At 43.6% G+C, this 14,505-nt stretch carries 14 protein-coding genes; 13 read left to right on the forward strand and 1 reads right to left on the reverse strand.

Going from position 1 to position 14,505, the window contains the following annotated elements; all coding sequences use genetic code 11:
* Window positions 1-9: 9 nt before the first annotated feature.
* From V7M80_RS08455 to V7M80_RS08465, 3 genes are read left to right on the forward strand one after another with little or no spacing between them, the layout of a single operon-like run.
* On the forward strand, window positions 10-1,284 hold the full coding sequence (locus tag V7M80_RS08455) for a nucleotide sugar dehydrogenase (protein WP_333695445.1): 1,275 nt from the start codon (window positions 10-12) through the stop codon (window positions 1,282-1,284).
* 50 nt (window positions 1,285-1,334) lie between these two features.
* Window positions 1,335-2,393 (forward strand): dTDP-glucose 4,6-dehydratase, encoded by a 1,059-nt coding sequence (rfbB, locus tag V7M80_RS08460; protein ID WP_333695446.1) that lies wholly within the window; start codon window positions 1,335-1,337, stop codon window positions 2,391-2,393.
* On the forward strand, window positions 2,394-3,422 hold the full coding sequence (locus V7M80_RS08465; RefSeq protein ID WP_333695447.1) for an NAD-dependent epimerase/dehydratase family protein: 1,029 nt from the start codon (window positions 2,394-2,396) through the stop codon (window positions 3,420-3,422).
* A 44-nt stretch (window positions 3,423-3,466) separates the two neighbouring features.
* On the opposite strand, the gene V7M80_RS08470 is transcribed toward V7M80_RS08465, so the two are convergent.
* Entirely contained in the window at window positions 3,467-4,261 is a 795-nt protein-coding gene (locus tag V7M80_RS08470; RefSeq protein ID WP_333695448.1) for a hypothetical protein, read from the reverse strand.
* A gap of 221 nt (window positions 4,262-4,482) precedes the next feature.
* On the opposite strand from V7M80_RS08470, the gene V7M80_RS08475 reads away from it, so the two are divergent.
* The 10 genes from V7M80_RS08475 (at window position 4,483) to V7M80_RS08520 (ending at window position 14,454) form a co-directional block, all read left to right on the forward strand.
* Window positions 4,483-5,262, forward strand: coding sequence for a cytidylyltransferase domain-containing protein (locus V7M80_RS08475; RefSeq protein WP_333695449.1), 780 nt, complete (start codon window positions 4,483-4,485; stop codon window positions 5,260-5,262).
* Between the two features lie 17 nt (window positions 5,263-5,279).
* Entirely contained in the window at window positions 5,280-6,335 is a 1,056-nt protein-coding gene (locus tag V7M80_RS08480) for an N-acetylneuraminate synthase family protein (protein WP_333695450.1), read from the forward strand.
* Between the two features lie 16 nt (window positions 6,336-6,351).
* Window positions 6,352-7,014, forward strand: a complete 663-nt coding sequence (locus V7M80_RS08485; RefSeq protein WP_333695451.1) for a TylF/MycF/NovP-related O-methyltransferase — start codon at window positions 6,352-6,354, stop codon at window positions 7,012-7,014.
* 4 nt (window positions 7,015-7,018) lie between these two features.
* The gene (locus tag V7M80_RS08490; protein WP_333695452.1) at window positions 7,019-7,537 is read left to right on the forward strand and encodes a KdsC family phosphatase; all 519 of its coding nucleotides are present in this window, start codon (window positions 7,019-7,021) and stop codon (window positions 7,535-7,537) included.
* Window positions 7,521-8,813 (forward strand): DUF4910 domain-containing protein, encoded by a 1,293-nt coding sequence (locus V7M80_RS08495; RefSeq protein WP_333695453.1) that lies wholly within the window; start codon window positions 7,521-7,523, stop codon window positions 8,811-8,813. Before V7M80_RS08490 ends, V7M80_RS08495 begins: the two co-directional genes overlap by 17 nt.
* Window positions 8,797-10,086: a hypothetical protein gene (locus V7M80_RS08500; protein ID WP_333695454.1), complete on the forward strand. Its 1,290-nt coding sequence runs from the start codon at window positions 8,797-8,799 to the stop codon at window positions 10,084-10,086. The genes V7M80_RS08495 and V7M80_RS08500 overlap by 17 nt, the downstream gene beginning before the upstream one ends.
* Window positions 10,079-11,500, forward strand: a complete 1,422-nt coding sequence (locus V7M80_RS08505) for a lipopolysaccharide biosynthesis protein (RefSeq protein WP_333695455.1) — start codon at window positions 10,079-10,081, stop codon at window positions 11,498-11,500. Before V7M80_RS08500 ends, V7M80_RS08505 begins: the two co-directional genes overlap by 8 nt.
* Window positions 11,497-12,561, forward strand: coding sequence for a glycosyltransferase (locus V7M80_RS08510; RefSeq protein ID WP_333695456.1), 1,065 nt, complete (start codon window positions 11,497-11,499; stop codon window positions 12,559-12,561). Before V7M80_RS08505 ends, V7M80_RS08510 begins: the two co-directional genes overlap by 4 nt.
* A complete protein-coding gene (locus V7M80_RS08515; protein ID WP_333695457.1) occupies window positions 12,542-13,693 on the forward strand; it encodes a glycosyltransferase in 1,152 nt (383 codons plus the stop codon). The genes V7M80_RS08510 and V7M80_RS08515 overlap by 20 nt, the downstream gene beginning before the upstream one ends.
* A 74-nt stretch (window positions 13,694-13,767) precedes the next feature.
* Window positions 13,768-14,454: a class I SAM-dependent methyltransferase gene (locus V7M80_RS08520; protein ID WP_333695458.1), complete on the forward strand. Its 687-nt coding sequence runs from the start codon at window positions 13,768-13,770 to the stop codon at window positions 14,452-14,454.
* Window positions 14,455-14,505: the final 51 nt, after the last annotated feature.

Genomic DNA, 14,505 nt, shown 5'->3' on the forward strand with positions numbered 1-14,505 from the left:
TTATTGATTATGTCTATACGAATTGGAGTTATCGGATTGGGTTATGTGGGATTGCCACTGGCACGTTTATTTGCTACCCAATATCCGGTTATTGGTTTTGATATTAATGCCAAACGCGTAGCCGAGTTGAACTCGGGAGTTGATGCCACCTTGGAAGTATCCAACGATTTGTTGCAGTCGGTATTGACCACCACGCCTTTGGAAGGGAATGGATTGTACTGTACCACCGATTTGGAAGTTTTGCGTGGCTGTACGTATTATGTGGTTACCGTTCCTACTCCGGTGGACAAAAACAACCGCCCCGATTTGACTCCCCTTTACAAATCGAGTGAAACCGTGGGAAAAGTATTGAAAAAAGGTGATATCGTAATCTATGAATCTACGGTATATCCCGGTGTAACCGAAGAAGAGTGTGTACCGGTATTGGAGCGGGTGAGTGGACTTCGTTTTAACCAAGACTTTTTTGCCGGCTATTCTCCCGAGCGAATCAATCCCGGGGACAAAGAACATACTGTAGAAAAGATTTTGAAAGTAACCGCGGGTTCTACGCCCGAAATTGGTGAAAAAGTGAATGCTTTGTACCAATCGGTTATTACGGCCGGGACGCATTTGGCACCCACCATTAAAGTAGCCGAAGCCGCCAAAGTTATCGAAAATTCGCAACGCGATATCAATATAGCCTTTGTTAACGAATTGGCTAAAATTTTTAATTTATTGGGTATAGATACCCACGCGGTTTTGGAAGCTGCCGGAACCAAATGGAATTTCCTGCCTTTCAAACCCGGATTAGTAGGCGGTCATTGCATAGGCGTTGATCCTTATTATTTAGCCCAAAAAGCCCAAGAAGCGGGTTACCATCCCGAGATTATCTTGGCCGGACGTCGTTTGAATGACAGTATGGGCGAGTATGTGGCTTCTCAAGTGGTTAAGTTGATGATTAAAAAAGGCATAACCGTAAACGGAGCTCAGTTGTTGCTGTTAGGTATAACCTTTAAAGAAAATTGTCCCGATGTTCGAAATACCAAAATTGTAGATGTTATCCGTGCCTTGGAAGATTACGGTATCTCGGTAACGGTTTACGATCCGTGGGCGAATCCGGATGAGGTTCAACACGAGTATGGGATTCGTTCTACCGCTACGGCACCTACTTCTCGCTTTGATGCTGTGGTGTTGGGTGTGGCTCATTCGTCTTTTTTAACTTTGGATTTAAAAGCCCTATTGAAAGACCCAAGTGTGTTGTATGATGTAAAAGGCATTTTGAGTACTGCTGACGGCAGACTCTAATTGTTTGGATTTTTAATTGCATCCTAAAAGAAATAATTTATACTTTGTATATGGCGTTTGATAAGAAACTTTTGATTACCGGAGGAGCCGGATTTATTGGTTCGCATGTGGTTCGTCGTTTTGTGACCCAGTATCCGAACTACCAAATATTCAATTTGGATGCGTTGACCTATGCCGGAAATTTGGAAAATTTATCCGACATTGAAACCGCATCCCATTATGTCTTTATTAAAGGCGATATTACCGATGCTTCCTTTGTTATGACCTTGTTTGAAACGCATCGTTTTGACGGAGTTATCCATTTGGCTGCCGAATCGCATGTAGATCGTTCTATTACCGATCCTATGGCTTTTGTGCACACCAATGTAAACGGAACCGTTCATTTGCTTCAAGCCGCCCGTTCTATTTGGAAAGACTCTTATGAAGGCAAACGGTTTTACCATGTTTCTACCGATGAGGTTTATGGTACTTTAGGAGCTACCGGTTTGTTTACCGAAACTACGCCTTATGCTCCCAATTCTCCGTATTCGGCTTCCAAAGCGGCTTCCGATCATTTTGTTCGGGCGTATGGCGAAACGTATGGCTTGCCGTATGTATTGACCAATTGCTCCAACAATTACGGTCCGAATCATTTTCCCGAAAAATTGATACCGCTTTGTATTCACAATATTATACAACAAAAACCTTTGCCAATTTACGGTAACGGACTTTACACCCGGGATTGGCTTTATGTGTTGGATCATGCTCGGGCCATTGATTTGGTTTTTCACCAAGGACGCAATCATGAAACTTATAATATTGGCGGTTTTAACGAATGGAAAAATATCGATTTGGTTAGGCTTTTGTGCGAACTGATGGATACCCGTTTGGGAAGACCTGCCGGTACTTCGGCTCAGTTGATTACTTTTGTTAAAGACCGACCCGGTCACGATTTGCGTTATGCCATTGACGCCACTAAGATTCATACCGAATTGGGATGGCAACCCAGTGTTACCTTCGAAGAAGGATTGGCTGAAACCCTCGATTGGTATCTTACCCATCCGGAGTGGTTGGAGCAGGTTACTTCGGGACGTTATCAAACCTATTACCAAACCCATTATTTAGATTAGATGGTTGTATTAGTTACAGGAGCTGCCGGATTTATAGGGTATCACTTGTGTGAACATTTGTTGCAACAAGGGCATACCGTAGTAGGTTTGGACAGTTTGAGTAGCTATTATGCCGTTTCATTGAAATACGATCGCTTGGCTCAATTGGGGATTTCTCAAGAAACCGTGCACTACAATCGGGTTGCGGTTTCGCATTCGCATGCGGCTTTTCATTTCATTCACTTGGATTTGGAAAATCAACCGTTGGTATTGGAATGGTTTGCTCATTATCGCTTTGATGCCGTTTGTCATTTGGCAGCCCAAGCCGGAGTGCGATTTTGTATGGAGCAACCCTATACTTATGTAGACAGTAATGTAACCGGTTTTTTAACCGTACTCGAAGGGTGTAGGCAATATGGGATTCGCAAATTGGTTTATGCAAGCAGTTCGAGTGTGTATGGATTGAACGCCAAAGTGCCTTTTGCGGTGGGTGATCCGGTTGATCAACCGATAAGTTTGTATGCCGTTACCAAACGCAGCAATGAATTGATGGCCCATACCTATTCGCAATTGTTTGGAATTCAAACGGTAGGTTTTCGCTTTTTTACCGTTTACGGTCCCTGGGGTCGTCCCGATATGGCAATGCATCTTTTTGTAGATGCCATTGAGCACGGCCAGCCCTTGGCGGTGTTTAACCATGGCGATTTGTCTCGTGATTTCACTTATATTTCCGATATCATTTCCGGTATGGATTTGGTTTTGCAACCCTTATTAGCAGGAACGTATACCACTCCGTATGCCCTATACAATTTAGGCAATAGTAAGCCTATCCCGTTATTGGAATTTATCCAAGCCATTGAAAACGCAACCGGTAAAAAAGCCCAATTGGACTATTTGCCCATGCAACCGGGAGACGTTCGAGCTACTTGGGCCGATGTTTCTCCTATGCAATCGGAATTTGGATACCAACCTGTGGTTTCCGTGCCTGAGGGTGTTGCTGCTTTTTACTGCTGGTATCGCTCGTATTATCTTTTTGAGCGGGAGGGGTAGTTTTAGTTCTTAGTCCTTAGTGAATAGTCCTTAGTGAATAGTCCTTAGTGAATAGTCCTTAGTGAATAGTCCTTAGTTTTAGTTTTTGGGTAGACTTTGTAGAGGGATAGGGTATTGTAGCTTCGTTTGAGGGGTTTTAGGGCACGGCGGGTTTTTTCGGAAAACCCGATGAAAATCCAACCAAAGACCCAGTTTTGGGATTCGGGACTTTCGGCTGTAAGGGTAATTTTTTGCGGTTTTTCTGTTTTTTCTATCGTAATTTCTTCGCTGTAACAGGTTTCCCAACTGCCTGCAGCCAAGTTCCAATCGGATACGGCAATGGCCAGGTGGAGGTGTGTGGCTTTTTCAGGCCAATCGAAATCGGTTTCCGGATGGTTTATTTCCATTTCTAACGTATGGGTTTTAATATCCCATTTAAACTTTGTATGTACCACTTTTTTTAGCGGTCGGGTTGTATTTCCTTCAAAACCCAATGGGAATTTATGCACTTCGGGATTTTGCCATCCGATTTCAGCTCTTTTTTTTCCGCGTTCGTTTTCGGTATCACTGGCTATGATGTCGTAGAGTAGGGCATTGGCTCTGCCGGCAAATCCGAGGTCTTTGGCCCGGTCAAAAAGAGGTTTGACCAACATGCGAAAACTGCGGGCTTTTTTGACTGCTTGACCAAAATCGGTGTTGTGTTTTTTTATTTCGTCAAAAACCGGATTGGAGGCAAATTGGGCTTTGGTTATTCCTTTTTTTGAAGCCGCACGTACGGAAGGTTTGGCCCCCGACGGGTGGTAGAATTCCATATTGTCAAGGGTTCCTTTGATGCGGAATTTGGATTGGTATGTAGCCATGGCGTGTAATTAAAGTTCCTAAGTTACGCAAAATTTTTAGGTATTCCGTTTTTATGTAGTAAAATTCATGAGATGTTATTAAATCATTGTATTCTATCGAAAAATGTTGTGCCCACAAAAAAAATAAATATATTTGTTAAGGATTTCCTAATTCGTGAAATTCCCGCATCAGACGGTGTGCCCTTCTGTCTGAATGTGCTACCCAATCAAGGACCAATGTTATGCCATTGTATACAGAGACTACAGCAGGGTTGTGTTTTATGATTCAAGCCCGAATGGGTTCGAGTCGGTTACCCCAAAAGATGAACTTGCCTTTTTACGAAGGGGAGACACTTTTGACTTTACTTCTACAGAAGTTGCAATCGCATTTTGACCTACCTATTGTATTGGCTACTTCGGAGCATCCTTCCAATTCGGTATTGGAAACGGTAGCTTTGGCTCATGGCGTTCAGGTATTTCGGGGAGCTGAGTCGGATGTATTGGGTCGTTTTGTATCGGCAGCCGAAACTTTTCAGTATACGCGTGTGATTCGGATTTGTGCCGATAATCCTTTTTTGGATGTCGCCTCGTTGCATACTTTATTGGCTACTGTAGCCGAACATCCCGATGTTGATTATATGGGATTTCGGGTTAATGGATTACCGGCTATCAAAACGCATTTTGGGTTTTGGGCCGAGTATGTTTCTGTAGCTGCCTTGCAACAGGTTCAAGCGGCTACATCAGATGCTTGGTATCACGAGCATGTGACCAATTATTTGTATGAACATCCCGAAACTTTTGCGTTGCATTTTATTCCGGTTCCTTCTTTTTTGGAAGGACGAACCGATATTCGTATGACCTTGGATACCCCAGAAGATTTTACTACCTTGTCTGCGGTTTTTGCCGACTTGGTGGCTCAATACGGTTTTTCCTTTGGATTGCCTGAATTGGTAACCTATTTGGAATCCCATCCGGATTATCTGGGGGTTATGGAAACCCAAATTCGTGCCCAAACCAAATAAAAATAATACCACTCTACATGAAGAACATTACAGAAAACGGGGTTTATATCATTGGTGAAATCGGTCAGAATCACAACGGTTCTGTTGATATTGCCAAACTTATAGTGGAACTGGTTTCCCGTCCGGTTTATGAAAGTGATTTTGGTTTGCAATTGCGACCCATGGATGCGGTTAAGCTCACCAAACGCGATTTGAAAGAAGAATTGACCGCTACGCAAATGAATCGTCCCTATGATTCTCCGCATTCTTTTGGGGCTACTTATGGAGCTCACCGGGAGTTTTTGGAGTTGAATGACGAACAACATTTTGAAATTTACACCTATGCCAAGAGTCGCGGTTTGGACTTTGTAGAAACCTTGTGCTCTCGGGGTTGTTTGTCGTTGTTGCGTTTGTTTACGCCCGACTTTTTGAAAGTTGCGAGTCGGGATTTGACCAATTTGCCTTTGTTGGAAGCTATGGCAGAGACGCATATTCCGATGATATTATCTACCGGAATGGCCGGAAAAAAAGAATTGGATGATGCCTTAAACGTGATTACGCGTTCGCATTCCCACATTTCTATTTTGCATTGTGTTTCGCAATATCCTACGCATCCCGACAATTTGAATTTGAAAACCATCACGTATTTGCAAAAGCATTACGGACAGTACACTATTGGATTTTCCGATCATACCATAGGGATTTCGGCTCCGGTGGTTGCTGTGGGAATGGGAGCTCAAGTGATAGAAAAGCACATAACGATAGACCGCAATATGAAAGGAACAGACCAAGCCGGTTCTTTGGGCCCTGACGGGGTGTTCCGAATGGTTCGTGACATTCGTGTGGCCGAAAAGTGGATGGGTGTTGAAGATATTTATATTGAAAAAGAGGTGGCTTCGGCCAAAGTTAAATTGGAGCGATCCATCGCGACCAAAGTGGCTTTGCAGCCCGGAGACGTTTTGAAAGAAGAACATTTTCATTTGTTAAGTCCGGGTGACGGGTACAAATGGAGTGAAAAAGACCACCTCATTGGGAAAACGGTTGTAAAAGCCATTCCTGAAAACGAATTGATTTATCCGGATTGTATTAACTAATTGAAAACGTTGCCTTATGAAACATTACACGGTAGATCCCTCTAAAAAGTGGGATTATGAAAATGGATTTTACTTGACTTGTGAAACCAGCAGAATTGGAAAATTATTGAATCATTTAGAGATTTACAATCAGATTTTGAATCTTCCGGGTGATGTTTTAGAGTTTGGCGTTTTCAAAGGAGCCTCTATGGTTCGTTTTTTGTCATTTCGAAATTTATTGGAATCGGATTTTTCCCGAAAAGTTATCGGATTTGATATGTTTGGAAAATTTCCGGATGCTTTGGAAATGGAAAGTGACCGAAAATTTGTTGAAAAATTTGAATCGGATGCCGGATATGGTATTAGTAAAGAAGAGTTGGAACAGCATTTGACCCAAAAAGGATTTCAGAATTTCAGTTTGGTAGCCGGCGATATCACCGAGACTTTACCGGCCTATTTGGCTCAAAATCCGTCTTTCAAAATAGCGATGTTGCATATTGATGTTGATGTATATGAACCCTCGAAATTGATTTTGGAATTGTTATGGGATCGTGTTGTAAAAGGAGGTATTGTCGTTTTTGATGATTATGGAACGGTTGTGGGCGAGACCCGAGCTGTAGATGAATTTTTTGCTTCGCGAAATGTATTGATTCAAAAACCCCGATTCAATTATATACCGTCTTATGTTGTAAAACCTTAACCATATGTTACCCAAGTTAATTGTAACCGATATCGATGGCGTTTGGACTGACGGGAGTATGTATTACGATCAAACCGGAAACGAGTTGAAGCGTTTTCATACCTACGACAGTGCCGGTGTTTTGTTTGCCCGTTTGTGCGGTATTCCGGTGGCTATCCTCACCGGTGAAACCACTCAGATTGTGGCTCGCAGGGCCGAAAAACTTCAAATTCCTTATGTATATCAAGGGGTAAAAAATAAAGTGGCAACCCTAGAACCCTTGTTGGAAACTTTAGGTATTACTTGGGCCGACTGTGCTTTTATGGGTGACGATATAAACGATGCCTTGCTGTTGGAACGTGTGGGCTTTAGTGCTTGTCCGGCCAACGCCCCGGCTTATATTCAGTCTCGGGTGCATTTGGTTACTCAAAAAAAAGGGGGTGAAGGAGCCTTTCGTGAATTTGTAGAAACCCTATTGGAACAAAATCAGCTGTTGGACTCTGTGGTGCAACAAGCGATACGATTGCATGAAAAATCAACTTGAATCTTATTTTGATCGCCTTTTTCCTTTGAATCGGAGTTTAACCGGTTCGGGGGTACGTGACACTTTTGCTATTTTGCAAGAGTTGGTTCCGTTTACACTTACCGAGGTGCCTTCGGGGACTCGCGTATTGGATTGGACCGTACCTCAGGAATGGGAGGTTACCGAAGCTTATATTCTCACGCCTGATGGGCGGCGAATTGCCGATTTTAATGACCACAATTTGCATTTGGTTGGCTATTCGATTCCGTTTGAAGGGACACTAACTTATGCCGAATTGGTGCCTCATTTGCATACCCGCCCGGATTCTCCCGAGGTGATTCCGTATGTTACGTCCTATTATACGCCCCGATGGGGTTTTTGTTTGCCGCATTCGCTTTTGGAGACTTTGCCTCAAGAGGGTTTGTATGAAGTTGTCGTTCGCACTCGTTTGTTTGACGGTTCTATGACCGTAGGAGAGGCGGTATTGCCTGGGACTTCCGAGCAAGAGGTCTTGTTTACGTCCTATTGTTGCCACCCGAGCATGGCCAACAATGAGTTGTCCGGAATTTTGGCTTTGGCGTTTTTGTATCGCCAAATTCAAGCTTTACCCGAACGGAAGTACACCTATCGGTTTTATTTGGCTCCCGAAACCATAGGAGCCCTGTACTATTTGTCGCAACGCGGCACGCAACTGCAACGCTCCTTGTTGGGCGGAGCTGTATTGACGTGTTGTGGCGATCGAGGTCCTGTGACGTTTAAACACAGTAGAACTCCGGGGTATTTTGATCGTCGGGTAGCCACTGTATTGGCCCAACGCGGTGAAGCATTTGTAGAACAGGCCTATTTTCCTATGGGAAGTGACGAGCGTCAGTATGGATCGCCCGGATACCTTTTGCCTATGGTATGTCTGTCGCGTACCCAATACGGGCAGTATCCTGAATACCACACGTCGGCTGATGCTAAAGACGCGATGGATTTTGATGCTTTGGCCGATTATATTACGTTACTCTACGAAGTGGTTCAGACCATAGAAGCCGATGTTTTTTACCGCAATTTGAAACCTTACGGCGAACCCCAATTGGGGAAACGGGGGTTGTATCCCACTTTGATGGATACCACGCAACGCAGTGCCAGTTTGAAGCGTTTGTTGTATGTGTTGAATTACAGTGATGGCACGCATTCGTTGCAAGACCTTAGTGAACTTACCGGATTTCCGGTAGCTTCGTTTGCCTCGGAATTGGAATTGTTGCAATTGCATGAATTACTTGAAAAAACCGATTATGTATTCCCAAGCTAAGTATTTGTTTTACTATCGATTGTATTATGTTATCCGGTTGGGCGAGCGTTTGTATGCGTACCGGCCGGGTCTTGATCGTTTGCCCTTGTTGCAAGCTTTGGGTACGCTAGGCTATCATTTTTTTCGGTTGTTGCGGCAACCCGGATTGCGTTTGCCCCAATCGGGTTATTCGCATTTTGTTTTTTTGGAAACGCTCAATCAGAAGAATGCCGTGATTGATGTTTTTGAACTTTTACCCGAATCGCAACGGCAGTCGTTGTTGTTTGCGGTGAGCTCGAAAGTCTCCGTTACGGGGTATTCCCATTTGTTGTATTCGGAGCGGTATCAATTTGCTTGGGGCTTGTGGTATTTGCCTAAAGCTTTTGCTTTGACACGCGGTTATGCCCGAAGCCAACGTGGGGTGCTCAATCGTACCCATGTGTATGTGAATATGGCTTTGTTTTTGGCGGCTCATCGGCAGTTTACGCAATTGTTGCGTGCCAGTGGCGTTAGTCGCGTGGTTTTGACCAACGATCACAATTTGCAAGCTTTGGCTTTGATGTTGGCGGCTCGCGATTTGCAGTTGCCCACGTATTACATCCAACATGCTGCGGTTTCGGAAGCTTTTCCGATGCATTTGTCGCATACAGCTTTGTTGGAAGGGCAGCAGGCTTTGGATGTTTATCAACAACTCGGAATACTGTCCCGAAGGATTCATTTGGTGGGTATTCCCCGTTTGGATGGCTTGTTGGGGATTAAAACCTATACCCCGGGAGCTCCGCTTACGGTGGGTTTGTGTTTGAAGCCCTATTATTCGATGGAATTGATTGTAGCTTTATTGGCTGCTATTCGAAAAGCTTCTACGGTGGTTGAGGTGGTTTTGCGACCCCATCCGGGCAATACGCAAGGTTTTTATGATACGTTGGCTGATTTGGGTGTTCGCATTTCGAATGCCCGCTTGGAACGACCTCAGGTGTTCATTCAATCGGTAGATGTTTTGTTGTCCGGAGAGTCGTCTATTATTTTGGAAGCCGCTTTGTTGGGGGTGAAAACCTTGTATTTTGACGATGGTGTTGCCGCTTATGATTTGTATGGATTTGTGCGAAACGGTATAACCGAAGCTGTAACTTTGCCCGAAATACCCCAGCGTTTGGAGGCGAAAAATATAACGGAAACGCCATCCTATTTTGAAGCTTGCCGCTATTATTGCAGTACCATAGGAACCCCTTATGCCAATAGGTCTAAGGAGTTGATTTTAAAATATATTGGTTTAGAACCTATTGCAAATGATTAAAAAACTCTTTTCACATACTTTTATTTATGGTATTGGAAATCAAATTCCCAAGATAGCCGGGCTATTCTCGTTGCCTTTTATTACGGCTCATTTAACAGAATTGGATTACGGAGTTTTTGGAGTTATTACTTCTTATATTGCGGCTATTGAAGTTTTTGCTTACTTAGGTTTGCGAGTTGTTTTGATTAACACTTTTTACAAGCATCGTAATTGGTTTACCTGGGTTTGGCGTGAAATTTATGGATTTTTAATAATTTGGAATTTTGTATTCGTTCTATTCAAATCCCTCTTTCTTTATGCCCTGATGCCGGCAGAGGTTGAAAATCCTTTATGGGTTATTTTCCTCTGTGTATTTACCGGAATTCTATTTGGTCCAACTGCTACTATTGGTTCTACCTTTTATCAAATTCATCAAAAACCTCAGCAGATTGCCCTTCGTACTATAGTGTTTGGAACTTTGACGGTGGTTTTCAATATTCTTTTTATAGCTTATTTTAAAATGGGTTATATAGGATGGTTTTTGTCTATTTTTCTTGTCACTTTGGGTACTAATTTGTCTTATGTTTATCCTATCTATTTCAAATATCGTATCCAGCCTATTTTTAAAGTATCTTATCGTAGAATCCGAAAGTATTTGAAAGTAACACTTCCCACCATACCTCATTTTTATGCTAACTTTTTACTTAACACCTCAGATAAATTGGTGATGCAGAAATTGGCTGTCCCCATAGGAGATATTGGAAAATATACTGCGGCTTATACGGTTGGCAATTTTTTTCAATCTATTGGAACCGTAGCCGGATTTGCTATTTCCCCCTTGTTGTATGAGAGTTATCGTAAGAAAGATGAATATGGAGCTCGTCGTTTAGTTTGGGTTTTACAAATTACCTTTTTTATTGCCACATTTGCAGCCAGTTTATGGATGAAAGAATTGTTTCAATTGTTAATTCGAAATGCAACTTTAGCTGCAACTTACCCAATGGGTATTTTAATTGTTATGGCCTATAATTATCGTGCTATATATTTTGGAGCCGTTGATAAATTAATCTATCATGAAAAGACACAAGTTTTATGGCGTATCACTTTTGTAGCCGGAGTTTTGAATATTATTTCCAACCTTATACTCATTCCTCTTTACGGTTTTGAGATAGCGGCTGTTACCACCTTTTTCAGTTTGATGTTTATGGGGTATTCCGGTTATTATTTGAAAGATTACAAAGCCCATGCTACGGTATCGTATTATCCTATGGCTTGGTTGTTGGCCACTGTGGTTCTCACTGTGGTGGTTTATCAGTTACGGGATTTGCCCGTGCTCTATAAAGGTCTTTTATCTGCTGTTTCCTTTTTGGTTTTGGTGGTTTTGGGCCTTCGGTATTTTAAAACGGCTTTACGCAAAATCATATCCCGCTCATGAAAGTAATTCGACTTACGACCCTATTGGATTTTGGAGGTCAGGAACGCAAATATTTGCTGTTTACTGAGTCGCCCGAAGGATTGCAACACGAGTATGTATTTGCTGCTTTGGGTTATGGCGGTCATACCGAGGGTGTGTTGCGTTCTCGGGGTTTTCGGGTTCGTATTTTCAATCGGAATCCAAAAATTAGTACCCTTTCCAATGTTTGGGTTTTGTATCGTTGGTTTCGGCAAGAGCGGCCCGATGTGGTGCATACGGCAGCCGGAGAGGCCAATTTTCATGGGATATTGGCGGCTCGCTTGGCGGGTGTACGCACGATTATAGGAGAAGAGATTGGTTTACCCACTCATTCCCGCAAGGCTCAGTATGTATTTCGATGGGTGTATCGATTGGCTCATCGGGTGGTGTGTGTATCGCGTTCGGTTCACGCGTTTTTGGTGGCCTTGGGCGAGTTGGAGCCGGCTCGTGGGGTGGTAGTTTACAATCCGGTTTCGGTGCAAGCTGTTTTACCCAAAATGCCTTCTTCTGTTTTTACTCTTGTGTGTGTAGGCCGATTGGAACGCGTAAAAAACCATACGGTTTTGCTTCAGGCTTTGGCACCCTTGGCGGCACAACCTTTTCGGTTGTTGTTGGTAGGCGAGGGGCGGGAACGCCAGGCTTTGGAAGCGGAAGTCGCGGCCTACGGTTTGACCGATCGTGTTGCCTTTGTGGGTTTCTCGGCTACCCCTGAAACCTATTTGGCTCAAGCCGATTTATTTGTATTACCTTCGCTTTCGGAAGGGTTTGGTATAGCTGTGGTTGAAGCCTTATTGCAGCAAGTTCCTTGTTTGTGTTCGGCTGTAGGTGGCGTACCCGAATTTATAACCGATACTGAAACCGGGTGGTTGTTTGACCCCCAAAATGTTCCGGAACTCACAGCTAAGTTGGCCTATATAATGGGATTGCCCGCTGCAGAACGCCAAGCGGTAGCTCTAAAGGGCTATACTTCGGTCATTGGGAAATTTACTCCGGAACAGTATCAACGCACTTTAGAACATTTGTATGAAAACCCCACGCATTAGAGTATTACATATTCAAGAAACGATTGGCTCCGGAGGTGTAGAACGCCGTCGGTTGTCGTTGGCGAAGTATTTGGATCCCGAGCGTTTTGACCTGAAGCTCGTGTGTACGCAAACGCACGGTCCGATGGCCGATTCGATACGAGCCTATGGGGTTGAGGTCTTGGAAATTGGGCCTTTACGTCATCCTTTAGATTGGAAACAGCACCGTAAGGTGCAGCAAATTATAGCTGATTTTCAGCCGCATATTGTACATGGGGCGGTTTTTGAAGGCGTGACTCTGGCCGCTGTGAATGGTTTTCTCAAGCGGGTGCCTTTAGTTGTTATTGAAGAAACTTCCGATCCTCAGAATCGGAGTTGGAAAGGGCATACCTTGATGCGATGGTTTGCCCGTGTGTCTGATGCGGTAGTGGGGGTATCTCCGGCTGCTGTAGCCTATTTGCAAAAGCAGTTGCACATTCCGGCCCGTAAAGTACATTTGCTTATGAACGGTGTAGCGGTACCGCGACCCGTATCGGTGGCCGAGCGTAAGGCGGTTCGGGAATCATTCGGGATTGCGGAGCAGACGGTGGTTATTGGGTCTACCGGACGGATGTTGTTGGACAGTCACAAGCGTTTTTCCGATTTGATTCGGGCTGTGGCTCTGCTGCGAGCTCAATCCTTACCGGTAGCTTTGCTTTTGGTGGGTGATGGCCCACAACGAGCGGTTTATACCGAACTTGCGGCTGATTTGGGCGTTTCAGATTCGGTTTTCTTTGCCGGTTATCAAGACGATATTGCGTTGTATTATCACGCGTTTGATGTGTTTTCATTGGCTTCTGCCTATGAAGCTTTTGGTTTGGTTTTGGCCGAGGCTATGTTGTGTGAATTGCCTGTAGTAGCAACACGCGTTGGGGGTATGGTTTCTATAGTAGCCGAAAACGAAACCGGATTTTTGGTACCTCCACAGTCGGTACCCGAATTGGCCGAAGCCTTGAAGGCTTTGGTGATTGATTCGGCTTTGCGAAATCGGATGGGGGCTGCCGGAAAAGAACGTGCTTTGGCTCATTTTACCGAAGAGCGGTATGTTCGGGATGTGGTAACCTTGTATGAAGGCTTGTTGGCTTCTCTTACAAAACCCATAAAAGAGAGGTAAACTGTTATTATTTCCTTTGTTTTAACATTTTTTTTAGTATGTTTACTCCCACTAATTTCTAATTCCATTTGGTTATGCTTAAAGAAAAAGTTGAAAAAATAGTCCGTCGGATTTTTATCCATAAAAACGAAGAAATCCCTGCTTTTCTTTTGCATGAGTTGTTTCACCAAGGGACGTATTTGCCTTTTACTACTTCGTCTTTGAAGATGAAGTTTTTGGCTTGTATGTGTAATGATGTAGTGGTGAATTCCCGCCGTCAGGTCTTGGAATTTGGTTCCGGTATATCTACTATTATTTTGGCTCGTTTGTTCCGGATGAATGGTTTGGAAGGCCATATTACTACGGTTGATGAGAGTGCCGAATGGCAGGCAATTATAGAAGGTATTTTGACCCAAGAAGGGTTGCAATCGTATGTTACTTTTGTGGCTTTACCTACTCAAAAGAGTGCGGATATTTCGCAGTCGTATGAATTTGATCCTGTGGCTTTGAAAGCCCAATTGGGAAATGCTTTGTTTGATTTGGTGCTTATAGACGGACCCAGTGCCTGGCAACCTGAGAACGTGATGAGTCGTTCGTCTAATATCAAGCATTTGTCGGGTATATTAGGAGAACGATTTGCTTTGTTTGTAGATAATACCGATCGTCCCGGCGAGCAGGTATTGGTTCAAAAAATACAAGATACCTTTCAATTGAAGCCCAAACGCTTGGATGCTACTTTTACAACTTTTGTAAAAGGCTCCCATTTTAATTATGTTATTTAAACGTTTTTCCCTTCGACCCTTATTGTAAAATCTACCTCTTGCCATTGCGTT

Origin of the sequence: Flavobacterium sp., assembly GCF_036759525.1 — a bacterium.
GTDB lineage: Bacteria > Bacteroidota > Bacteroidia > Flavobacteriales > Flavobacteriaceae > Flavobacterium.